Source organism: Thalassobaculum salexigens DSM 19539, from assembly GCF_000423805.1.
GTDB lineage: Bacteria > Pseudomonadota > Alphaproteobacteria > Thalassobaculales > Thalassobaculaceae > Thalassobaculum > Thalassobaculum litoreum.
The window spans coordinates 1,135,955-1,159,198 of the sequence record NZ_KE384093.1 but is presented as its reverse complement, the minus strand read 5'-3'; the positions used below and the strand labels follow the sequence as shown (position 1 = coordinate 1,159,198).

General features: G+C 69.1%; 21 protein-coding genes. 18 read left to right on the top strand and 3 right to left on the bottom strand.

Translation table 11 applies throughout. The annotated features are described in order from the left end of the window. Positions 1–174: 174 nt before the first annotated feature. The 17 genes from mraZ (at position 175) to lpxC (ending at position 19,988) form a co-directional block, all read left to right on the top strand. Complete coding sequence (gene mraZ, locus G578_RS0109800; protein ID WP_028794085.1) at positions 175–642, top strand: division/cell wall cluster transcriptional repressor MraZ; 468 nt, start codon at positions 175–177, stop codon at positions 640–642. Beyond that, a complete protein-coding gene (rsmH, locus tag G578_RS0109795; protein WP_028794084.1) occupies positions 639–1,655 on the top strand; it encodes a 16S rRNA (cytosine(1402)-N(4))-methyltransferase RsmH in 1,017 nt (338 codons plus the stop codon). Before mraZ ends, rsmH begins: the two co-directional genes overlap by 4 nt. Next, the gene (gene ftsL, locus G578_RS28325; protein WP_051244481.1) at positions 1,655–2,062 is read left to right on the top strand and encodes a cell division protein FtsL; all 408 of its coding nucleotides are present in this window, start codon (positions 1,655–1,657) and stop codon (positions 2,060–2,062) included. The genes rsmH and ftsL overlap by 1 nt, the downstream gene beginning before the upstream one ends. Further along, positions 2,059–3,771 carry a peptidoglycan D,D-transpeptidase FtsI family protein gene (locus G578_RS0109785; RefSeq protein ID WP_028794083.1) on the top strand — a complete coding sequence of 571 codons (1,713 nt, stop codon included), beginning with the start codon at positions 2,059–2,061 and terminating at the stop codon, positions 3,769–3,771. Before ftsL ends, G578_RS0109785 begins: the two co-directional genes overlap by 4 nt. Beyond that, entirely contained in the window at positions 3,758–5,221 is a 1,464-nt protein-coding gene (locus G578_RS0109780; protein WP_038013966.1) for a UDP-N-acetylmuramoyl-L-alanyl-D-glutamate--2,6-diaminopimelate ligase, read from the top strand. The genes G578_RS0109785 and G578_RS0109780 overlap by 14 nt, the downstream gene beginning before the upstream one ends. Beyond that, positions 5,218–6,651, top strand: a complete 1,434-nt coding sequence (locus G578_RS0109775) for a UDP-N-acetylmuramoyl-tripeptide--D-alanyl-D-alanine ligase (protein ID WP_028794081.1) — start codon at positions 5,218–5,220, stop codon at positions 6,649–6,651. Before G578_RS0109780 ends, G578_RS0109775 begins: the two co-directional genes overlap by 4 nt. Positions 6,652–6,654: 3 nt before the next feature. Then, positions 6,655–7,743, top strand: coding sequence for a phospho-N-acetylmuramoyl-pentapeptide-transferase (gene mraY / locus G578_RS0109770; protein ID WP_028794080.1), 1,089 nt, complete (start codon positions 6,655–6,657; stop codon positions 7,741–7,743). 4 nt (positions 7,744–7,747) lie between these two features. After that, the gene (gene murD / locus G578_RS0109765) at positions 7,748–9,163 is read left to right on the top strand and encodes a UDP-N-acetylmuramoyl-L-alanine--D-glutamate ligase (protein WP_028794079.1); all 1,416 of its coding nucleotides are present in this window, start codon (positions 7,748–7,750) and stop codon (positions 9,161–9,163) included. Further along, a complete protein-coding gene (locus tag G578_RS0109760) occupies positions 9,160–10,287 on the top strand; it encodes an FtsW/RodA/SpoVE family cell cycle protein (RefSeq protein ID WP_028794078.1) in 1,128 nt (375 codons plus the stop codon). Before murD ends, G578_RS0109760 begins: the two co-directional genes overlap by 4 nt. After that, positions 10,284–11,462, top strand: a complete 1,179-nt coding sequence (gene murG, locus G578_RS0109755; RefSeq protein ID WP_028794077.1) for an undecaprenyldiphospho-muramoylpentapeptide beta-N-acetylglucosaminyltransferase — start codon at positions 10,284–10,286, stop codon at positions 11,460–11,462. The genes G578_RS0109760 and murG overlap by 4 nt, the downstream gene beginning before the upstream one ends. Further along, positions 11,459–12,952 carry a UDP-N-acetylmuramate--L-alanine ligase gene (gene murC, locus G578_RS25640; protein WP_051244477.1) on the top strand — a complete coding sequence of 498 codons (1,494 nt, stop codon included), beginning with the start codon at positions 11,459–11,461 and terminating at the stop codon, positions 12,950–12,952. The genes murG and murC overlap by 4 nt, the downstream gene beginning before the upstream one ends. A gap of 32 nt (positions 12,953–12,984) precedes the next feature. Further along, complete coding sequence (murB, locus tag G578_RS0109745; RefSeq protein WP_028794076.1) at positions 12,985–13,902, top strand: UDP-N-acetylmuramate dehydrogenase; 918 nt, start codon at positions 12,985–12,987, stop codon at positions 13,900–13,902. Next, positions 13,899–14,819 (top strand): D-alanine--D-alanine ligase, encoded by a 921-nt coding sequence (locus tag G578_RS0109740; protein WP_028794075.1) that lies wholly within the window; start codon positions 13,899–13,901, stop codon positions 14,817–14,819. Before murB ends, G578_RS0109740 begins: the two co-directional genes overlap by 4 nt. After that, the gene (locus tag G578_RS25635) at positions 14,807–15,685 is read left to right on the top strand and encodes a cell division protein FtsQ/DivIB (protein ID WP_051244475.1); all 879 of its coding nucleotides are present in this window, start codon (positions 14,807–14,809) and stop codon (positions 15,683–15,685) included. Before G578_RS0109740 ends, G578_RS25635 begins: the two co-directional genes overlap by 13 nt. Before the next feature lie 19 nt (positions 15,686–15,704). Then, entirely contained in the window at positions 15,705–17,000 is a 1,296-nt protein-coding gene (gene ftsA, locus G578_RS0109730) for a cell division protein FtsA (protein WP_028794074.1), read from the top strand. Positions 17,001–17,234: 234 nt separating this feature from the next. Then, a complete protein-coding gene (gene ftsZ, locus G578_RS0109725; protein WP_028794073.1) occupies positions 17,235–18,887 on the top strand; it encodes a cell division protein FtsZ in 1,653 nt (550 codons plus the stop codon). A gap of 171 nt (positions 18,888–19,058) precedes the next feature. Continuing rightward, positions 19,059–19,988, top strand: a complete 930-nt coding sequence (gene lpxC, locus G578_RS0109720) for a UDP-3-O-acyl-N-acetylglucosamine deacetylase (protein ID WP_051244868.1) — start codon at positions 19,059–19,061, stop codon at positions 19,986–19,988. An 18-nt stretch (positions 19,989–20,006) separates the two neighbouring features. Here lpxC and G578_RS0109715 read toward each other — a convergent pair whose 3' ends face one another. The 3 genes from G578_RS0109715 to G578_RS0109705 form a co-directional block, all read right to left on the bottom strand. Continuing rightward, a complete protein-coding gene (locus tag G578_RS0109715) occupies positions 20,007–20,834 on the bottom strand; it encodes an alpha/beta fold hydrolase (RefSeq protein WP_028794071.1) in 828 nt (275 codons plus the stop codon). Positions 20,835–20,985: 151 nt separating this feature from the next. Next, positions 20,986–21,423 (bottom strand): baeRF12 domain-containing protein, encoded by a 438-nt coding sequence (locus tag G578_RS0109710; RefSeq protein ID WP_028794070.1) that lies wholly within the window; start codon positions 21,421–21,423, stop codon positions 20,986–20,988. Between the two features lie 219 nt (positions 21,424–21,642). Continuing rightward, positions 21,643–22,545: a branched-chain amino acid aminotransferase gene (locus G578_RS0109705; RefSeq protein WP_028794069.1), complete on the bottom strand. Its 903-nt coding sequence runs from the start codon at positions 22,543–22,545 to the stop codon at positions 21,643–21,645. A gap of 126 nt (positions 22,546–22,671) precedes the next feature. On the opposite strand from G578_RS0109705, the gene G578_RS25630 reads away from it, so the two are divergent. Then, entirely contained in the window at positions 22,672–23,244 is a 573-nt protein-coding gene (locus G578_RS25630; protein ID WP_051244473.1) for a MarR family winged helix-turn-helix transcriptional regulator, read from the top strand.

Here is a 23,244-nt window from a genome sequence, read left to right as displayed (position 1 = left end):
TCCCATGATATCCCATCATATCCCATGAATGACGGTGGGCGCTCCACGCCCGTCGTCGTTCACCGGCCCGATCCGTATCGGGGGACACGCTCGGAACCGGTCACGGGTGCAAGGAGGTCGAGGCCGCAAGGTCGTAGGGGAATAACGCCGGGCAGCCGGCACGCGAGGGCACGGGTGGCGGTTTTTCTGTCCACATTCGCGAACAGGATCGACAAGAAGGGCCGGGTCTCGGTTCCTGCGACGTTTCGTGCCGCCCTCGAGCAGGAGCGCTCCGGCGGCGTCATCCTGTATCCATCGTTCAAGCACCCCTGCCTCGAAGGATGCGGGGACGAAAGGATCGAACAGATCGCCGAATCCATCGACGCGCTCGACGCGTTCTCCGAGGAAGCGGAAAACCTTCAGACCATCCTGGCCGACAGCGTGCGCCTCACCATCGACGGCGACGGCCGCATCATGCTGCCCAAGGATCTGGCCGACTTCGCCGGCATGGGCGAGACCGCGATGTTCGTCGGCCTCGGCAAGAGCTTCCAGGTGTGGGAGCCCGCCGCGTTCGACGCCCACCGCAACGCCGCCCGCCAGCGCGCCCGCGACAAGGGTGCGACCCTGCGCATCGTCAAACCAAGTGACGGGGGCGGGCGATGACTGGCTCCCTCCACATCTCCGTTCTGCTGGCCGAGGTCGTGACTGCCCTCGCTCCCAAGGCCGGCGACTGCCATCTCGACGGCACCTTCGGGGTCGGCGGCTATACCCGCGCGATCCTGGAGGCCGCCGATTGCACCGTTCTCGCCGTCGATCGCGACCCCGACGCGATCGCCCGCGCCCAGACCCTGGCCCAGGATTTCTTGGCGCCGGAAAACGGTGGGCCGAACGGCAGCCGGCTCATCCCCCTGCACGGCCGGTTCGGCGAGATGGACAGCCTGGCCCGCGCGGCCGGCTACCCCAATGTCGATGGTGTCACCCTCGATCTCGGCGTCTCCTCCCCCCAGCTCGACGAGGCCGAGCGCGGCTTCTCCTTCCGCTTCGACGGCCCGCTGGACATGCGCATGGAGCGCGACGGTCCGACGGCGGCCGACGTGGTGAACGAGGCGAGCGAGAAGGAACTGGCCGACATCATCTTCCACCTCGGCGAGGAGCGGTATGCCCGCCGCGTCGCCAAAGCGATCGTCACGGCACGGACGACGACGCCCATCCGGCGGACCGGCGAGCTTGCCGAGCTGGTCCGCCGGGTGGTGCCGTCCGCCCCGGCCGGTTCCTCTTCCAGGGGCAATATCGATTCTGCCACCCGTACCTTCCAGGCCCTGCGCATCCACGTGAACAGGGAACTGGAAGAGCTCGACCAGGGCCTGGACGCCGCCGAGCGGCTGCTCGCCCCGGGCGGTCGGCTGGCGGTGGTGTCTTTCCATTCGCTGGAGGACCGGCGGGTGAAGACCTTCCTGCGCCAGCGCTCCGGCCGCACCGCGAACCCGTCGCGCCACACCCCCGACGCCATCGCCGGCAAGCGTGCCGAGCGCGCGCCGACCTTCACCCTGACCAGCACGCGTCCGATCGCTCCCTCCGAGGAGGAGATCGCGCGCAACCCCCGCGCCCGCTCCGCCCGTCTGCGGGTCGGTCACCGCACGGATGCCCCGGCCTGGACCGGGCAGGAGGCAGCGTGATGCGTCGCGTAACGATCCTTTGGTTCCTCGTCGCCGCCTGTCTCGGCGTCGCCCTGTTCCTGGTCAAGTACGAGGTCCAGGACCGCGAGGAGAAGCTCGCCGCCCTGCACCGCGAGATCCTTGCCAACCAGGAAGCGGTTCACGTGCTCGAGGCCGAGTGGTCCTACCTGAACCGGCCGAGCAACCTGGAGGCGATGGTCCGCCGCCACCTCGACCTGGTGCCGCTGGACACCACCCGCCTCGGCCGGATCGAGCAGTTGCCGATCCGCCTGCCATCGTTCGAAGAGGCTGGGACGATGACCGCTGGGATCCGCGAAGCCGCGGCCGCCACCGACGACCTGCCGGCGTTCGCGCCACCGGCGCCGCTGCCGCGTCCGATCACCATCTCCGCGAAGGTGCGCCGATGACCGACTTCCCCCAGATCCAAGCGGGTAAGTCGGTGCGCCTGGAGGGCGTGACCAAGCAGGCGCTGGAAATCGGCCGTAACCGTCTCATCCTCGCGGGCTGCCTGCTGACGCTGGCCTTCACCGCCGTCGCCGGGCGCGTGGTCGAACTGTCGGCGCTGCGCGATCACAACGAGCCGACGGTGCCGACCGCCGCCGCCGACGCCGCGCTGCAGACCGGCCGCGCCGATATCGTCGACCGCAACGGCCTGCTGGTGGCGACGTCCCTGCGCACGCCGTCGCTCTACGCCGACCCGAGCGAGGTCTTGGATCCGGCCCGTGCCGCGCGCCGGCTGACCACCGTGCTGACCGATCTGGCGGTACCCGAGGTCGAGGCCAAGCTGCGGGCCAACCGCCGCTTCGTGTGGCTGAAGCGCAGCCTGACCCCGCACGAACAGTACCGGGTGAACGCGCTGGGCATTCCGGGGCTGCATTTCATGGACGAGTGGAAGCGGATCTATCCGCAGAGCTCGCTGATGGCCCATGTGGTCGGCTTCACCGATATCGACGACCGCGGCATCTCCGGCGTGGAGCGGTCCTTCGACGACGTGCTGCGCGACGGCCGCGAGCCGTTGCACCTGTCGATCGATCTGCGCATCCAGCACATCGTGCGCCAGGAACTGGCTCATCAGATCAGCCTGTTCGAGGCGATCGGCGGCACCGGCATCGTGCTCGACGTCGATACCGGCGAGACCGTCGCCATGGTCTCGCTGCCCGACTTTGATCCGAACATGGCCGCCGAGATGAGCGACGATCAGCGCTTCAACCGCGCCACGCTCGGCGTGTACGAGATGGGATCGACCTTCAAGATCTTTAACACCGCCATGGCGCTGGACGCCGGCACGGTGACCCTGCGAGACGGCTACGACGCCAGCAAGCCGATCAAGATCGCCCGCTTCACCATCAACGACTTCCATGGCGAGAACCGCTGGCTCTCGGTGGCCGAGATCTTCAAGTACTCCTCCAATATCGGCTCGGTGAAGATGGCGATGGACGTCGGCACCGAGCGCCAGAAGGAGTTCATGGGGCGCATGGGCATGCTGCAGCCCATGTCGCTGGAGTTGCCGGAGCGCGGGTACCCGCTGGTGCCCTCGCCCTGGCGGCCGATCAACACCATGACGATTTCCTTCGGTCACGGCCTCTCGGTCAGCCCGATGCACCTCGCCGCCGGCGTGGCAACTGTGGTCAATGGTGGCATCAAGCGGCCGACGACCCTGCTGAAGACCACCGGCCGCGTGCTGGGCGAGGAGGTGCTGAAGCCGTCCACCTCCGAGGTCATGCGCAAGCTGATGCGGCTCGTCGTCATGGACGGCACCGGCCGCAACGCCGACGCCGAGGGCTACCTGGTGGGCGGCAAGACCGGTACGGCGGAAAAGGCTGGCGGCGGCCGCGGTTACGCCCGCAAGTCGCTGCTGTCGTCCTTCGTCGCCGCGTTCCCGGTGAACGACCCGAAATACGTCATCCTGATCATGGTGGACGAGCCGAAGGGCCAGAAGTTCAGCCATGGCTACGCCACCGGCGGCTGGGTCGCGGCCCCTGCCGTCAAGCGCATCGTCGAACGCGCCGCCCCCCTCCTTGGTGTGGCGCCGGTGGACATGGACGCGCCCGAGATTCGCCGCGATCTGCTGGTCGATTTGCCTGATGCTGGAGGTAAACGACTTGCGTCTTTCTGATCTCATCAACGCCCAGAGCGCGGCCCCGGCGGTCCTGGTTTCCGGAGACCCGGAAATCGTCGGCCTGACCGCCGACAGCCGCGAGGTGCGCCCGGGTTTCCTGTTCGCCGCCCTGCCGGGCTCCAAGCTGGACGGCCGCGCCTATATCGCCGATGCCGTCGCCAAGGGTGCTGCCGCCGTGCTGACCACCCCCGACATCGCCGAGTGCGCGGTCGGGCTGGTGCGCGATGCCAACCCGCGCCGCCGCCTCGCCCGCATGGCCGCCTGCTTCTACGGCCCGCAGCCGGAAACCGTCGTGGCCGTGACCGGCACCAACGGCAAGACCTCGGTGGCCGAGTTCACCCGTCAGATCTGGAACGGTGCGGGCTATTCCGCCGCGTCGATCGGCACGCTGGGCCTGACCGTCGATGGCGAGACCACCGGCCCGAGCCTGACCACGCCGGATCCGATCCATCTGCATCAGGTGCTGCACGATCTGGCCGATGTCAGCGTCGATCACGCCGCCCTGGAGGCGTCCAGCCACGGGCTGGACCAGGCGCGCCTGGACGGGGTCGAGATCAAGGCGGCCGCCTTCACCAACCTGACCCGCGACCATCTCGACTATCACGGCGACATGGACGCCTACCGCACCGCCAAGCTCGGCCTGTTCGACCGGGTCATGGCGCCGGGCGGCACCGCCGTGCTGAACATGGATTCCGCGGAGTTCGACAAGTTCCGCGAGGCGGCCGAACGCCGTCAGCACCGGGTGATGTCCTACGGCATGCGGCCCGGCGCCGAGTTGCGTCTGGTCGAGCGCCGGGCCCGCCCCACCGGCCAGGAGCTGGAGATCGCCGTCGGCGGCCGCTCCCACGTGGTCGAGTTGGCGCTGGTCGGCGACTTCCAGGCCTGGAACGCGCTCGCCGCCCTAGGCCTCGCGATCGGCAGCGGAACCCCGATGCAGCTCGCGCTGGAGGCCCTGCCCCGCCTGACCGGCGTGCGCGGCCGCATGGAACGGGTCGCGGTGCTGGAGAACGGCGCCGCCGTCTATGTCGATTACGCCCACACCTCGGACGCGCTGGAGACGGTGCTGAAGGCGGTGCGGCCGCACACGGACGGCGAACTCTGGTGCGTGTTCGGCTGCGGCGGCGACCGCGATCCCGGCAAGCGGCCGATGATGGGCAGCGCCGTCGCCAAATACGCCGACCGGCCGATCGTCACCGACGACAATCCACGCTCCGAGGACCCGGCGCTGATCCGTGCCGCCACCCTGGCCGCCTGCAAGGGCGGAGTGGAGATCGGCGACCGCCGCGCGGCGATCCATGAGACGGTCGCGAGGCTCGGTCCCGGCGACGTTCTGGTGATCGCCGGCAAGGGCCACGAGCAGGGTCAGGAAATTCGGGGCGTCAAACACCCGTTCGACGACGCCACCGTGGCGCGCGAGGCGATTGCCGTGCGGGCAGGTGACGCATGACCGCGCTTTGGACCCGCGACGCCGCCGTCGAGGCGACCCAGGGCCAGGCCCACGGCCCCGACTGGTCGGCCAGCGGCGTGACCATCGACAGCCGCAAGATCGCGGCCGGCGACATGTTCGTCGCCCTGCCCGGCGAGCGGGTGGACGGCCATGACTATGTCGCCGCCGCGCTGCAGGCCGGTGCCGCCGCCGCCCTCGTGTCCCGCGTGCCCGAAGGGCTGGAGGATGCGCCGCTCCTGGTGGTGACGGACGTGCTCGAGGGGCTGGAGGATCTGGCCCGCGCCGCCCGTGCGCGCTCCCAGGCCCGGATCGTCGCGGTGACCGGCAGCGTCGGCAAGACCGGCACGAAGGAAATGCTGGCCGCCTGCCTCGCCGTCCATGGCAGGACCGTGGCGAGCGTCGGCAACCTGAACAACCATATCGGCGCACCGCTTTCCCTGGCCCGTCTGCCGCGGGATTGCGACTTCGCGGTGTTCGAGCTCGGCATGAACCACGCCGACGAGATCAGGCCGCTGACCCGTCTCGTCGCGCCGCACGCCACGGTCATCACCAATGTCGAGCCGGTGCATATCGAGTTCTTCGACGGCATCGACGGCATCGCCGACGCCAAGGCGGAGATCCTGGAGGGCCTCGAGCCCGGCGGGGCCGCCGTTCTGAACGCCGATAACGCCAGCTTCGAGCGGATCCGCGCCCGGGCCCGGACGCTCGGCGTGGACCGCATCGCCACCTTCGGCCAGGGCGCCACCTGCGACGTCCGCGGCCTCGCGATCGAACCCGGCACCGACGGCACCCGGGTCACCGCGACCGTGGCCGGTGTGGAGATGCACTGGACCGTCGGCGGCATCGGCCAGCACTGGGGTTTCAACAGCCTCGGCGTGGTCGCGGTTCTGCACGCCCTGAAGCTCGACATCGCCCCCTGCCTAGAGCGTCTCGCCACCGTATCGGCCATGCGCGGCCGCGGCGGGCAGATCGCCCTGGCCACAGCCGATGGCGGCAGCGCGCTGCTGATCGACGAAAGCTACAACGCCAGCCCGCCGGCGGTGCGCGCCGCGCTGTCCGTGTTTGGCGGAACCCGGGCCGCCCGCCGGATCCTGGTGCTCGGCGACATGCGCGAACTGGGCGAGACCGCGCCCACCGCCCATGCCGGGCTGAAGGATGCCGTCGAGGCTACCCAGCCGGATGCGATCTACCTCTGCGGCGATGCCATGGCCCATCTGCGCGACGCGCTGGGCCCGGATCGCGTGACCCTGTGGACACCGACCGCCGGCGCCCTGGCCGACGCGGTCGCGGACAACGTGAAGGATGGCGACGTGGTGCTCATCAAAGGATCGCTCGCCATGGGCATGAAGGCGATTGTCACGGCCCTCGAAGCGGCCGGCAAGGACGAGACCGGCACGCCGGCCTCGCGCATTCGGGCCGGGGGACGCTGAGCCATGCTGTACAATCTCCTCGCTCCCTTCGCCGACGAGTTCCAGGCCTTCAACCTGTTCCGCTATCTGACCTTCCGCACCGGCGGGGCGACGATGACGGCGCTCTTCCTCGCCTTCGTGCTCGGTCCGGCGGTGATCCGCTGGCTGAAGAGCCGGCAGGCCGATGGCCAGCCGATCCGCGAGGACGGGCCGGAAAGCCACCTGCTGACCAAGAAGGGCACGCCGACCATGGGCGGCCTGCTGATCCTGATCGCGCTGGTGGTCTCCACGCTGCTCTGGGCCAACCTGTCTAACCCCTATGTCTGGGCGACCCTGATGGTCACCCTGGGCTTCGGTGCGATCGGCTTCTCCGACGACTGGCTGAAGCTGACCAAGAAGAACACCAAGGGCCTGCCTGGCAAGCTGAAGCTCGCCTTCCAGATCGCCATCGCGACCGCGGCGGCCCTGGCCATCACCTCGACCTTCGACGAGCCGCTGACGTTCAGCCTGGCGGTGCCGTTCTTCAAGGACCTGCTGCTGAACCTGAGCTGGTTCTTCATCCCGTTCGCGGTGTTCGTGATGATCGGCGCGTCGAACGCGGTGAACCTGACCGACGGGCTCGACGGGCTGGCGATCGTGCCGGTGATGATCGCCGGCGGCGTGTTCGCGCTGATCTCCTACCTGGTCGGCAACGCGGTCTTCGCCAACTACCTGCAGATCCACCACGTCGCCGGCACCGGCGAACTGGCCGTCGTGTGCGGCGCGCTGATCGGCGCCGGCCTCGGCTTCCTGTGGTTCAACGCCCCGCCGGCCATGGTGTTCATGGGCGACACCGGCTCGCTGTCCCTGGGCGGCGCGCTCGGCACCATCAGCGTCATCACCAAGCACGAGCTGGTGCTGGCCATCGTCGGCGGCCTGTTCGTGCTGGAGACCGTCTCGGTCATCGTCCAGGTCGCCTCGTTCAAGCTGACCGGCAAGCGCGTGTTCCGCATGGCGCCGCTGCACCACCACTTCGAGAAGAAGGGGTGGCAGGAGCCGACCATCGTCATCCGGTTCTGGATCATCGCCATCATCCTGGCGCTGGTCGGCCTGTCCACGCTGAAGCTGAGGTAGCGCCATGGTGAGCCTCGACTTCGCGAAAGACAGAACCTACGCGGTGATGGGCCTCGGCAAATCCGGGGCCGCGGCCGCACGCGCGCTGGCCCGGGCCGGCGCGAAGGTCCTCGCCTGGGACGACACCGAGGCCGGTCGCAGCCATGTCACCGGCATGGCCGGCGTGGAACTGGTGGATCTCGCCGCCCGCGGGCTGGCAGAGGTCGACGCGCTGGTCCTGTCGCCCGGCATCCCGCACACCTATCCGGAGCCGCATCCCGTCGCCGCCGACGCGAAGAAACGCGACCTGTCGATCATCGGCGATGTGGAGCTGCTGCTGCGCGCCCTGCCGGACCGCCGGGTCGTCGCCATCACCGGCACCAACGGCAAGTCGACCACCACCGCCCTGATCGGCCACATCCTGGCCGAGGCCGGGCTGAGGGTTGAAGTCGGCGGCAATCTGGGCCGACCGGCACTGGAGTTCGAGGATCCGGGCCGCGACGGTGTGCTGGTGCTCGAACTCAGCTCCTACCAGCTGGAGATCACCCCGTCCCTGGCGCCGACGGTCGCCGTCTGGCTGAACATCACGCCCGACCATATCGAGCGCCACGGCAACCTGGCCGGCTACATCGCCGCCAAGCGCCGGATCTTCGCCCACCAGCTTCCGGGCTCGGTGGCGGTGGTCGGGGTCGACGACGAGCCGTCCCACGAAATCGCCGAGAAGCTGCGCCGCGACGGCTACCGGCTGATCGAGATTTCCGGACAGGAACAGGTGGTCGGCGGGGTCTATGCCGATCACGGTGTGCTGATCGACGCCCGTACCGGCCAGCCGCGTCGGATGCTGGAGCTCGACCGCGCCCCGGCCCTGCCCGGCATGCACAACGCCCAGAACGCCGCAGCCGCCGCCGCGGCCTGCCTGGCGCTGGGTCTCAACCGCGACATCATCGCCGCCGCCATCACCGGCTTCCCCGGCCTCGCCCACCGCCAGGAACGGGTCGCGGTCTCCGGCGCCGTCACCTATGTGAACGACAGCAAGGCGACCAACGCCGACGCCACCGCCCGGGCGCTCGCCTGCTACGACACGATCTACTGGATCGCCGGCGGCCGCGCCAAGGAAGGCGGCGTCGAGCCGCTCGCGCCGCTGTTCAACCGGGTCAGACGCGCCTACCTGATCGGTGAGAGCGCGGGCACCTTCGTGCGCCAGATCGGCGACGCCTGCCCGACCGTGCTGTGCCGCACGCTGGACAGTGCCGTGCGACAGGCCCATGCCGACGCCCAGGCCGACGGTATCCGCGGCGCGACGGTCCTGCTCTCCCCGGCGGCGGCCAGCTTGGACCAGTTCCCGAACTTCGAGGTCCGCGGCCAGCAGTTCAGCGATCTGGTCCACGACCTGACCGGTAACGGCGATGACGGCGCGTCGGCGCAGCGGAGGGCCTCATGAGCGCCATCGCCCGCACCGACCGTTCCGTTCTCGGCCGCTGGTGGTGGACCGTCGACCGCTGGACCGTGGGCGCGATCCTGCTGATCGTGCTGATCGGCTCGCTGCTGATCCTGGCGGCCAGCCCGGCCGTGGCCGAGCGCATCGGCGTCGACAGCTTCTATTTCGTGCGCCGACAGTTCCTGATCCTGCCGGTCGCCGTCGCGGTGATGATCGCGGTGTCCATGCTGTCGCCGCAGCAGGTCCGCCGTCTCGCCACCGTCGGCCTCGCCGGCACCATCGTGTTGCTTGCCCTGGTCCCGGTGATCGGCACCGAGATCAAGGGTGCGGTCCGCTGGATCAGCATCGGCGGCTTCTCCCTGCAGCCCAGCGAGTTCGCCAAGCCGTTCATGGCCGTGGTGACCGCCTGGATGTTCGCCGAGTGGCGCCGCGACCCGGCCTTCCCCGGCCATCTGATCGCCATCGGCCTCTACGCCCTGCTCGTGGTCCTGATGCTGTCCCAGCCGGATTTCGGCATGACCGTGATGATCAGCGTCATCTGGTTTGGCCAGTTCTTCCTCGCCGGCCTGCCGATGATCTTCGTCGGCGGGCTTGCATGCCTGGGCGCGGTCGGTGCGATGGGCGCCTATCTGGTGTTCCCGCACGTCGCCAGCCGCGTGCACCGCTTCCTCGACCCGGCCTCGGGCGACACCTATCAGGTCGACCGCTCCCTGGAGGCCTTCGTGAACGGCGGCCTGCTCGGGACCGGTCCCGGCGAAGGCACGGTCAAGGCCTACCTGCCGGACGCCCATGCCGACTTCATCTTCTCGGTCGCCGGCGAGGAGTTCGGCGGACTCGCCTGCCTGCTGATCATCACGCTCTATGCCTTCGTGGTGCTGCGCGGCTACGCCAAGCTGCTGTCGGAGACCAGCCTGTTCGTGCTGATCGCCGCCGCCGGCCTGCTGACCCAGATCGCCCTGCAGGCGCTGATCCACATGGCTTCGGCCGTCAGCCTGATGCCGGCCAAGGGCATGACCCTGCCGTTCATCAGCTATGGCGGCTCCTCTCTGATCGCGCTCGCCTTCGCCATGGGCATGGCGCTCGCGCTGACCCGCCGCCGCGGGACCGATCGGGAGGTGCTGGCATGAGCCCGACTCTCCAAGATGGCAACCGTCCGATCGTCCTCGCCTCCGGCGGCACCGGCGGCCACGTGTTTCCGGCCAAGGCCCTGGCCGAGCTGCTGGCCGCGCGCGGTCATCGCGTCGCGCTGGTCACCGACACCCGCGGCAGCGCCTTCGACGATGCGTCCGCAGGCATCGAGGTCCACAAGATCCGTGCCGGCGGCATTGCCGGGCGCGGGATCGTCCCGAAGATCAAAGGCGCCGCGAAGCTGCTGCTCGGCTGGTTCGACGCGCGCCGCCTGATGGGCGAGCTGCGCCCCGCCGTCGTCGTCGGCTTCGGCGGCTACGCCAGCGTGCCGACGGTGCTCGCCGCCGGCGGACGCGGCGTTCCCGTCGTGCTGCATGAGCAGAACGCGGTGATCGGCCGGGCCAACCGAATGCTGGCCAAGCAGGCCTCCGCCATCGCCACCTGCTTCGAGCGGGTGGAGAAGATCCCGGCGGGCGACCGCCGCAAGGTGGTGCTGGTCGGCAACCCGGTGCGCGAGGCGATCAAGGCCGTGCGCGACATGGGGCCGGCGCCGCTGACCGAGAAAGGCCCCCGCGAGATCCTGGTGACCGGCGGCAGCCAGGGCGCCACCGTCTTCGCCGAGCTGATCCCGGCGGCCATCGCTCTGCTGCCCGACGCCCTTCGCGCTCGCCTGCGCATCGCCCAGCAGGCCCGCCCGGCCGAGGTCGACCAGGTGATCGCCGACTATGCCGCCATGGGGGCGACCGCCGACGTGCGCCGATTCTTCGACGACATGCCGGAGCGTCTGCGCGCGGCCCACCTGCTGATCTGCCGCTCCGGCGCCTCCACCGTCGCCGAGAACACCGTCGCCGGACGCCCGGCCCTGCTGGTTCCCTACCCCAGCGCGATCGACGATCACCAGACCGCCAACGCCCGCGCCATCGAGGCGGCGGACGGTGCCATCGTTCTGCCGCAAGCCGACCTTACGCCCGCGCACCTCGCTGAGTTGCTCACCGATCTGCTCGACGACACCGACCGGCTGTCCGCCATGACCGCTGCCGCCCGCGCCTATGGCCGGCCGGACGCCGTCGAGGATCTGGCGGCCCTGGTCCTGTCGACCGCCGGCATGGTCGAGACCGCCGCAACCGGCGCTGCCGCCACCCAAGCCCCCGCGACCCGGAGCGCCGCCGCATGAGAACCATTCCCCTCACCATCGGCACCCTGCATTTCGTCGGGATCGGCGGCATCGGCATGAGCGGCATCGCCGAGATCCTGCATAATCTGGGCTACCAGGTGCAGGGCAGCGACATCGCCGAGAACCCGAACGTCAAGCGCCTGAAGCAACTCGGCATCCCCGTCTTCATCGGCCAGACCGCCGAGAACGTGGCCGAGGCGGCCATCGTCGTCATCTCCACCGCGATCAAGCCGGACAATCCCGAGCTGATCGCCGCCCGCGAGCGGATGATCCCGGTCGTCCACCGCGCCGAGATGCTGGGCGAGCTGATGCGGCTGAAATGGTCGATCGCGGTCGCCGGCACCCACGGCAAGACCACGACCACTTCCCTGGTCTCGGCGGTGCTGGACGGCGGCGGGCTGGACCCGACCGTGATCAACGGCGGCATCATCAACGCCTACGGCACCAACGCCCGCCTCGGCGAGAGCGACTGGATGGTGGTGGAGAGCGACGAGAGCGACGGCAGCTTCGTGAAGCTTCCGGCGACCATCGCCGTGGTCACCAACATCGACCCGGAGCACCTGGACTTCCACGGTTCGTTCGAGAACCTGCAGCGGGCGTTCGAGAGCTTCGTGCAGAACATCCCGTTCTACGGCTTCGCCGCCATGTGCCTGGACCACCCCACGGTGCAGGCGCTGATCCCACGAGTGTCCGACCGGCGCATCGTGACATACGGCTTCGGCCCGCAGGCCGATATCCGCGGGATCGACGTGGATATCACCGCCGCCGGCTCCCGCTTCACCGCGCTCATCGCCGACCGCGCCCACGGCGAGGCCCGGCGGATCGAGAACCTGCTGCTGCCGATGTACGGCCGCCACAACGTCCAGAACGCCCTGGCCGCCATCGCCGTGGCCGCCGAGATGGGCATTCCGGACGAACAGGTCCGCACCGCACTGGAAGCCTTCACCGGCGTGAAGCGTCGCTTCACCAAGACCGGCGAGGCCGGCGGCATCACGGTGATCGACGATTACGGCCACCACCCGGTCGAGATCGCCGCCGTGCTCTCCGCCGCCCGGGCGGCAGCCGGCGACGGCCGGGTCGTCGCGGTCGTGCAGCCGCACCGCTACACCCGCCTGCGCGACCTGTTCGAGGATTTCTGCTCCTGCTTCAACGACGCCGACGCGGTGGTCGTGGCCGACGTCTATGCCGCCGGCGAGGCACCGATCGACGGCATCGGTCGCGACGCCCTGGTCGCCGGCCTGCGGTCGCGGGGCCATCGCCGGGTCATGGCGCTGACCGATCCGGTCGAGCTCGCCGCCATGGCGGTCGACCTGTGCGGCAGAGGCGACATGATCGTCTGCCTGGGGGCCGGCAGCATCACCAACTGGGCCCAGGCCCTGCCGGACCAGATCGCCCACATCCTCGGCCCCGAGGCCGCCGCCGAAGAGAGCGGCGCCGGTCCGCTGCCCTTCCCGCTGCGCCGACCGTCCGGCGAAGGCGGTGCGGCGTGATCACCCTGGCCAAACCACCTCGGCGAACCGCCATGACCAAATTGATCGACCGACTGCCCGAGCTGCGCGGCGCATACCGCGAGGACGCGCCGCTGGCCCCGCTGACCTGGTTCAAGGTCGGCGGTCCGGCCGAGGTCCTGTACCGGCCGGCGGACGAGGCCGACCTGATGGACTTCCTGGCCGGCAAGCCGGGCGACGTCCCGGTGACGGTGATCGGCGTCGGCTCCAACCTGCTGGTGCGCTCCGGCGGGCTGGACGGCGTGGTCGTGCGGCTGGGCAAGCCCTTCGCGCAGATCTCGGTGGACGGCGAGCGGGTTACCGCCGGTGCCGCCGCCCTGGACGTGACCGTCGCCGCCACCGCGCAGAAGGCCGGCCTGACCGGGCTGGAGTTCCTGTCGGGTATTCCCGGCTCCATCGGCGGCGCGCTGCGCATGAACGCCGGCGCCTATGGCAGCGAGGTGCGCGACGCCCTGATCTCCGCCCGCGCGGTGGACCCCCTCGGCCACGCCCACACCCTGAGCGCCGACGACCTCGGCCTGTCCTACCGGCACAGCGACCTGCCGGAGGACTGGATCGTCACCAGCGCCACCTTCCGCGCCCGGCCGGGCGATGCGGAAACCATCGCCCAGACCATGCGCGACATCCGCGACGCCCGCGAGGATACCCAGCCGCGCCGCGTGCGCACGGGCGGGTCGACCTTCGCCAACCCGGAGGGCGGCAAGGCCTGGAAGCTGATCGACGAGGCCGGCTGCCGCGGGTTGCGGATCGGTGACGCCATGGTGTCGGAGCTGCACTGCAACTTCCTGCTGAACATGGGCGACGCCACCGCAGAGGAGATCGAGAGCCTGGGCGAGGAAGTCCGCCGCCGGGTGAAGGACACCAGCGGCATCGAGCTGCGCTGGGAGATCCGCCGCATCGGCAAACCGGCTAACACGGGAGAGCAGGCATGAGCCGGGCCGAGACCCATGTGGCCGTCCTGAAGGGCGGCTGGTCGCCGGAGCGCGAGGTGTCGCTCTCCTCCGGCCGGGAATGCGCCAAGGCGCTGCGCCAGGCCGGCTTCAAGGTGACCGAGATCGATGTCGACCGCGCCATCGCCGGCAAGCTGGAGGCGATGCACCCGGATGTGTGCTTCAACGCCCTGCACGGCCCGGTCGGCGAGGACGGCACGATCCAGGGCGTGCTGAACGTGCTCGGCATCCCCTACACCCATTCCGGCGTGCGCGCCTCGGCGGTGGCGATGGACAAGCCGACGGCGAAGGACGTGTTCGCCCGTCTCGGCCTGCGCTGCCCCGGCGGCAAGGTGGTCACTCTCGATGCCTTCGAGACCGGCCATCCCATGGATCCGCCCTACGTGATCAAGCCGATCGACCAGGGCTCCAGCGTCGGCGTGCATATCGTCAGGGAAGGCGACAACTACCGGCCGACCGGCGACGACTGGACCTTCGGCGACCGGGTGCTTGTCGAGCCGTTCATCGACGGCCGCGAGCTGACCGTCGCCGTGCTCGACGGCGAGCCGCTGGAAGTGACGGAGATTACCTCCGACCGCGGCTTCTACGATTACGAAGCGAAATATGCCGAGGGCGGCTCGATCCACCTGCTGCCGGCGCCGGTCCCCGCCACCATCCGCAAGGAGGCGCTGGAGATGGCGCGACGCGCCCACGAGGCGCTCGGCTGCCGCGGGGTGAGCCGCTGCGACTTCCGCTACGACGACACCCAGTCGGATCCGGGCACGCTGTACCTCCTTGAGATCAACACCCAGCCCGGCATGACCCCGACCTCCCTGGTGCCGGAGCAGGCCGCCTTCCGCGGCATCTCGTTCCAGGACCTGGTCGCCCGCATGGTGGAGGGGGCCCAATGCGACTACTGACCCCCTTCTCGGGCTCGAAGAAGGCCCCGGCCAAGGCCAAGCGCGGCAAGGTGGCCCCCCGCCGCCACCGCCCGGCCCCGGCCTGGCGCGGTCACCTGCTGCGCTTCGGCGTCGCGGCCGTGGTGATCGTCGGCGCCGGCGGGGCGATCGGCTGGACCGTCCAGTCCGGCCACCTCACCCGCGCCTGGTCGAATGTCACGACCGGCGTGCTGCAGGTCACCGCCGATGCCGGGCTCGCCATCAACGACGTGCTGGTCTCCGGTCGCGAGAACACCAACCGCGCCGCCCTGCTGGAGCAGGTGGGCGTGCAGCGCGGCACGCCGATCCTCGCCATCGACCTCGCGGAGATGCGCGCGCGCGTCGTCGACCTGCCCTGGGTCAAGGACGCGCGGATCGAACGCCGGCTGCCCGATACCCTGCATGTGACGCTGGTGGAACGCCGGCCGCTGGCCCTGTGGCAGCGCGGCCGCGACTTCACCCTGGTGGATCAGGACGGCGTCGCGATCGACGGCCAGGACATCCGCAAGTTCCACGACCTGCCCATCGTGATCGGCGAAGAGGCCCCGAAGCGCGCGGCCGGCGCCCTGGCAATGCTGTCGAGCGAGCCGGACCTGCTGCAGCGGGTGCGCGCCCTGACCTGGGTCAGCGGCAGGCGCTGGACCATCCGGCTGAACAACGGAATGGACGTGGAGCTGCCGGAAGTCGATCCGGCCGGCGCCTGGACCCATCTCGCCAGCCTGGCGCGCGAGCACGGCGTGCTGGAGCGCGACGTGGTGACCATCGACCTGCGCATTCCCGACCAGCTGATCATGCGGGTGACCCCGGCCGCGCGCGAGCGCGCCCGGGCGCCCGGCGAAAACACCTGACGAGAAGAAGGAAACGACGGTGAGAAAGCCCCTGGGCAAAGCACGAAGCGGACTGGTCGCCGCCCTCGACATCGGGTCGAGCAAGGTGTGCTGTTTCGTGGCCAAGATCGGCGATCCCTCGTCGAACCCGCTGCTGGCGGGCGCCGGGCTGCCGTCGGGCTCGATCCGCGTCGCCGGCATCGGCCACCAGGTCAGCCGCGGCGTGAAGGCCGGGCGGATCACCGATGTCGACCAGCTCGAAGCGTCCATTCTCAATGCCGTGCACGCGGCGGAGAAGATGGCCGGGGCCGAGCTGCGCTCGGTGCTGGTGAACATCTCCGGCGGCTGGCCGGCCTCGCAGACCGTGGGGGTGGAGGTCTCGGTCGCCGGTCACGAGGTCGGCGACAGCGACCTGCGCCGGGTGCTCGACCAGTGGCGCCACCTGGAGGACCTGGAAGGCCAGGACCTGATCCACTCGATCCCGATCGGCTTCACCATCGACGGCACCAACGGCATCCGCGACCCGCGCGGCATGTTCGGCGAGACCCTGGGCGCGCATATGCACGTGGTCACCGCCAACAGCGGCGCGGTGCGCACCCTCTCCACCGTACTGGGACGCTGCCATCTGGACATGGACGCGCTGGTCGTCTCGCCCTATGCGTCCGGCCTGTCCTGCCTGGTCGACGACGAGATGGATCTGGGCGTCACCGTCATCGACATGGGCGGCGGCACCACCAGCTTCGCCGTCTTCTTCGACGGCAACGTGGTCTATACTGACTGCATCCCGGTCGGCGGCCACCACGTCACCAACGACATCGCCCGCGGGTTCTCCACCCCGATCCTCGCCGCCGAGCGGATCAAGACGCTGTACGGCAGCGCCCTGCCCTCGCCGCTGGACGATCAGGAGACGATCGACGTTCCGCCGATCGGCGAGGAGGACCACGTCCAACCCAATCACGTCTCCAAGTCGCTGCTGGTCGGCATCATCCGGCCGCGGCTCGAGGAGACTTTCGAGCTTGTCCGTTCCCGCCTGGAAGCCAGCGGGTTCGACAAGATCGCCGGCCGGCGCGTCGTGCTGACCGGCGGTGCAAGCCAGCTGCCGGGCGCGCGCGAGCTCGCCCAGCTCATCCTCGACAAGCAGGTCCGCATGGGCCGGCCGATCCGCGTCCAGGGCCTCGCCGAGGCTGCGGGCGGGCCTGCCTTCTCCACCTGCGCCGGGCTGCTGGTCTACGCCGCCAACCCCCACCTCGACACCCCGCGACTGGCGCCCGCCCCGCAAACCGAGTCCACCGGCCTGTTCGGCCGCATGGGCTCGTGGCTGAAGGAGCATTTCTGATGCGCGAACGATCCCCGCACTCCCCCGCATCCGCCCGCCCCATCACCGTCCAGCCCTCGGTCGGTGCCCACGGCTCCTGCTGGCGCCGTCAGGCGACGAGCGTCGTTTCGCGCGACCCGCACCACTCCCCCGCCGCCGACGCGCCCGGCGACGGACCCTCGACGAAACAAGACCCCCGCGGCGACGGCCGCTCCCCCCACCAAGACCAGAATTGACGTTACCCCGGAGGCACCGATGACCATCAACATCACCGTTCCCAACGAAGACAACGAGCTGGCCCCGAACATCACCGTCGTCGGTGTCGGCGGCGCCGGCTGCAACGCCGTCAACAACATGATCAGCGCCAATCTCGGCGGCGTGAACTTCATCTCGACCAATACCGACGCCCAGGCGCTGAAGCAGTCCATGGCCGAGCGCCGCATCCAGCTCGGAGCCGAGGTCACCCAGGGTCTCGGCGCCGGCTCCCGTCCGGATGTCGGCCGTGCCGCCGCCGAGGAGTCGATCGAGGACATCCTCGACGCCCTGAACGGCGCCAACATGTGCTTCATCACCGCCGGCATGGGCGGCGGCACCGGCACGGGTGCCGCTCCGGTGATCGCCCGGGCGGCGCGCGAGCGCGGCATCCTGACCGTCGGCGTGGTCACCAAGCCGTTCCACTTCGAAGGCCAGCACCGCATGCGCCTGGCCGAGGGCGGCATCGAGGAGCTGACCAGCTACGTCGACACGCTGATCATCATCCCGAACCAGAACCTGTTCCGCATCGCCAACGAGAAGACGACCTTCGCGGACGCCTTCAACATGGCCGACGACGTGCTGCACTCCGGTGTGCGCGGCGTCACCGACCTGATGGTCATGCCGGGCCTGATCAACCTCGACTTCGCGGACATCCGCACGGTCATGAGCGAGATGGGCAAGGCGATGATGGGCACCGGCGAGGCCAGCGGCGAGAAGCGCGCCATCGACGCGGCCGAGGCCGCGATCAACAACCCGCTCCTGGAAGACGCCTCGATGAAGGGCGCGAAGGGCGTGCTGATCAACATCACCGGCGGCTTCGACATGACCCTGTTCGAGGTCGACGAGGCGGCCAACCGCATCCGCGAGGAAGTGGACAGCGACGCCAACATCATCTTCGGCTCGACTTTCGACGAGAAGATGGAAGGGGTGATGCGGGTCTCCGTGGTCGCCACCGGGATCGCCGCCGAGGGCCAGGTCGCCAAGCCGCGTCCGCAGCTCTCGGTCGTCACCCCGCGCCCGGTCAAGCAGCCGGAGCCGGAGCCCGTGCCGGAGACCGCGATCCGCGCCGAGGCGGCCCCGATGGCCCCGGCCCAGAAGCCGGCGGCGTCCATGTCCACCCTGGACATCACCCGCCAGGCCGAGAGCGGCATCGGCGAGCTGTCCTTCCCGGACTCCGATGATTACGCCGAGGTGGCCTCCCTGGACGACTCGGCCGAGCAGACCCGGGAAGCCGCCCAGGTCGAGGAAGCCGAGATCGTCGATGCCGCAGCCCCGGCCGTGGCCAAGGTGGCCTCCGACGCCTTCGTCCCGTCGGCCTCCACGGTGCCCCAGCGGCGCCCGGACATGACGCCGAAGGCGGCCGATCCGTTCCGCGGTAGCGACATGGTCAACGCCAGCCGCCCGGAAGCCGCAGAGCCCGCGCCGAAGTCCCGTGGCGCCGGTCTGTTCCGGCAGATCACCGGCCTCGGCCTGAAGAACGACAAGCCGGCGGAAGCCCCCGCTCCGCAGCCGCAGCAGGCCCAGCGCCCGGCCGCGGCTTCGGCCTCCCAGCCGCGCCTCGGCGCACTCAACCCGGGCGATCGGGTGCGGGCCAGCCAGAACGAAGACGAGATGCTCGACATCCCGGCCTTCCTGCGGCGGCAGGCCAATTGAGCATCGCCTTGTAACTCTTTGATAAGGAACCGTAATTACGGTAACAGTCTGTAACAAAGAGTGAATTTCGCGACCCCGGTTGGATTGCTACATCTACCGGGGTCGCTTTTTGTCCATTTCGGATATTTGAGTAGACCCCGAACATGGAATGATTGAGGCCCGACAGTGATCATGGCGACACGATTCCCCGGACACGCCGAAGCGTCCCGACAAAAGACGCTCAAGCGCGCCATTCCGTGTCGCGGCGTCGGCCTCCATTCGGGCAAGCCCATCACCATGCGGCTCTGCCCCGCCCCCGTGAACCACGGGATCGTCTTCCACCGTACCGATGTCCACGACCACAACCCGGTGATCGCCGCCCGCTACGACAACGTGGTCGACACCCGCCTGTGCACGGTCCTGGGCAACGAGGACGACGTGCGCGTCGGCACCGTCGAACACCTGATGGCCGCCTTCGCCGGCTGCGAGATCGACAACGCCGTGGTGGAACTCGACGGCCCCGAGGTGGCGATCATGGACGGCTCGTCCGAGCCGTTCGTGTTCCTGATCGACTGCGCCGGCATCGCCGAGCAGGACGCGCCGCGCCGCGCCATCGAGATTCGCAAGCCGGTCACCGTCGACATGGACGGCAAGCGCGTGACGCTGAGCCCGGCCGACAGCTACGCCATCGATTTCGAGATCGACTTCACCAGCAAGGCGATCGGCAAGGCCTCGCTCGGCGTCGAGATGGTGAACGGCACCTTCCGCCACGAGATCGCCCAGGCTCGGACCTTCGGCTTCCTGCACGAGGTCGAGTATCTGCAGGCCGCCGGCCTCGCCCGCGGCGGCAGCCTGGACAACGCGGTCGTGGTCGACGGCGACCGGATCATGAACGAGGAAGGCCTGCGCTTCCCGGACGAGTTCGTGCGCCACAAGGTGCTGGACTGCGTCGGCGACCTCTACCTCGCCGGGGCGCCGCTGATCGGCCACGTGGACGCGGTCAAGGCCGGCCACCAGATCAACAACGCCGCGCTGCGCGCGCTGTTCGCCGACCCGAGCGCCTATGCGATCGTCGATTATGACGACGTCTATGCCGGTGAGATGCTGCCGGCGACGGCCTGATCCGCCGCCCCGAGTCTTTTAGACACCCGCCTCCCAATCCGCCAGGAACGCCGCGAGCGCTTCGCCGCACGCGTGCCCATGCGAGAACGGCAGCCCGTGGCGGGCATGCGGGAAGATCTTCAGCCGTGAGTTCGGCAGGCGGCCGTGCAGATCCGCCACCAACGCCGCCGAGACGAACGGACTGGAATCCCCGTGCAACAGCAGAACCGGCAGGTCCAGCTCGGCGACCCGCTCCTTGAGATCCAGGTTCTGAAGCTCGCGCAGGATGCAGACGACCGACTCGCCCGTCGTCGTCGCCTGGCGGTTCAGATACCACTGCGCCATCGGCGCGCTGAGCCCGTCGGGATGGAACCGGTGCGGCATCATCTCCTCCGCCCAGCCCGCCATGCCGACCTCGTCGATCAGCCGCTGCCACCAGTCCACGCTGGCGATCGACGAGCCGACATGGGCCGTCGTGACCGCCGTCAGCGTCAGGATGCGTTCGGGCGCGGTCAGCCCGGCCAGCAGGGCGACCGTGCCGCCATAGGACTCGCCGACCAGATGGAACAGATCGGCCCCGACCGCGTCCGCCAGCGCCAGGATATCCCGCACCCGGGCCTGGGGGCTCCAGTCCTTGGCGGAGCCGTCGGCCTCCGACTCGCCACAGCCGTACATGTCGAAGAGGACCACCCGGTGAGTATTCACCAGCGCGGGCAGCCAGTCGCGCCACATCTGCCGGTCCATGGCGACGCCGTGGTGGAACAGGACCGTGCGCTGCGGGCCGGACCGCCACGGGGCGGTGATGTCGATGACGTCGTAGACGATGCGTCGGTTCTCGACCTCGAGAACCTGCCCCATGCCGGTCATATGCGTCCGCGCTCCCTCGTCTGCCCCGTCGCGCCAGTCGGCGCCGCGGCGGCCGGTTGATCGGTCTCTCTATGGGGACCGTGACCGCCAGCTTGGGCAGCGGTACCGGCCCTGTCCACCCGGATACCGGCGCGGCACCGCGTCGGGACCGTCAGGCGGCCTTGACGATCCGCTCGACCTCGTCCACCGGCATGGAGGTCAGATCCTTGTCGATCTCGCCCACCAGCCGGCGCGAGACCTCGCTGTGGTATTTCGGGCGGATCGTGCCGAGGGTCTTGGGATCGGCGCAGATCAGGAGTTCGGAGAACCGGTTCTTCAGCGCCCAGTTCTTCAGCCGTCCGGCCACGTCGCCGGCGAAGTTGGCCTTCTCCAGGGCGTGCCAGTCGGTCTGCTGCACGGCGCTGCGCCCCAGGCCGGCATCGGCCATGCGGCCCGGCCTCTCGGTGCCCTGATCGTGGGTCGGCGGGTTCTCGATCTCGTCGTGCTCGACCACGCGCAGGTCGAGAATTTCCGCGTCGCCGCGGTTGTGCAGCAGCAGGTACTTCTCGCCGTCGAGAACCATCACCCAGGCTCCATGCGATAGATTCATAGCCGTCTCTCTCCCGTTGCAGGTTCCGCCGGACCACGGACTGTCGCCCGGCATTTGCAGGAGAAACGCATCACCCCCGGCCGCCGTTCCGTCGCCAGACCCGGCCGTCGCAAGCGTGTTCCGGCGTCCGCGCGAAACGAAAACGGCCGCCCGAAGGCGGCCGTGTCGGTTCCCGTTACGGGAAATGGTGCAGCGGTCGGCCCTACTCGGCCGTTGGCTCTACTCGGCTGCCTGGGCCGCCGAGGACGGCCGACGCACCAGGGCGTCGTAATCCTCGACCATATGACGGGTCAGTTCGCCCGGGTTGAACGTGTAGTCGGCCACGGAGCCGACCGGGGTCACCTCGGCCGCCGTACCGGTCAGGAAGCACTCCTCGGCATCGGCCATCTCTTCCGGCATGATGTGCCGCTCGACGACCTCGACGCCGCGCGCCTTCAGCAGGTCGATCACCGTGCGCCGGGTAATGCCGTTCAGGAAGCAGTCCGGGGTCGGGGTGTGGACCCGGCCGTCCTTCATCACGAAGAACACGTTGGCGCCGGTCGCCTCGGCCACGTAGCCGCGGTAGTCCAGCATCATGGCGTCGTGGAACCCGTCCTTCTCGGCGCGGTGCTTGGACAGCGTGCAGATCATGTAGAGCCCGGCCGCCTTGGCATGGACCGGCGCGGTGTCCGGCGCCGGACGGCGCCACGTCGACAGCGCCAGGCGGATGCCCTTCATCTTGGCTTCCGGATCGAAATAGGACGGCCATTCCCAGGCCGCGACCGCCAGATGAATGGTGTTCTGCTGGGCAGACACACCCATCATCTCGCTGCCGCGCCAGGCGACCGGACGGAGATAGCCGTCGACGATTCCCATGGAGTCGAGGACCGCCCGCTTCGCCGTCTCGATCTCGGCGGCCGAGAACGGAATCTCGAAATCCAGGGTGCCCGCCGACTTGATCAGGCGCGCGGTATGCTCCTCGGACTTGAAGATGTTGCCGGCATAAACGCGTTCGCCCTCGAAGACGGAACTGGCATAATGCAGGCCGTGAGTAAGCACGTGCACAGAGGCTTCGCGCCACGGAACCAACTGGCCGTCAAACCAGATCGACCCGTCACGATCGTCGAATGGAATCAAGGACATGGTATCGTTTCCTACCTGAAGCCGAAGGGTTTTCGCCGTTACAAACCATCGCGAAGCCCAGCGGTCGTGTACTTTTGTTACCCCTATCAGGCCGAACGACTAACATTCGGAAGAAAGTAAGTCAACATGGTTGACGTAAAAAGCGTCGCGAATCCGTTGTTCCTGCGGGAAGAGGAATTGCGCCAGGCAATCGAGATGCTGTTCTTCGCCTACCGGGACTTCACCGGCGGACCGGACGAGATGCTGGCGGAGATCGGACTCGGTCGGGCGCACCACCGGGTGATTTATTTCGTCGGTCGCAATCCCGGCATCACCGTCTCCGAACTCCTCAAGATCCTGCGCATCACCAAGCAGAGCCTCAGCCGGGTCCTCAGCCACCTGGTGGAGGAAGAGTTCATCATCCAGACGCCGGGCGAGCGCGACCGCCGACAGCGGCTGCTGACCCTGACCCAGAAGGGTGTCGAGCTGGAGCGCCGCCTGACCGCCGATCAGCGCGAGCGCATCGCCGACGCCTTCCGCAAGGCCGGCGCCGATGCGGTCCAGGGTTTCAAGCTGGTCCTGCACGGCATCATCGACGCGCCGGACCGCGAGCGTTTCGACGTGTCCGGCGGTCCGACCCACGCACCGGCCGCCCGCGTCGGCAATAAGATTGCCGGCGACAAGATGACGGGCACCAAGATCGCCGGCATCAAGCGCTAG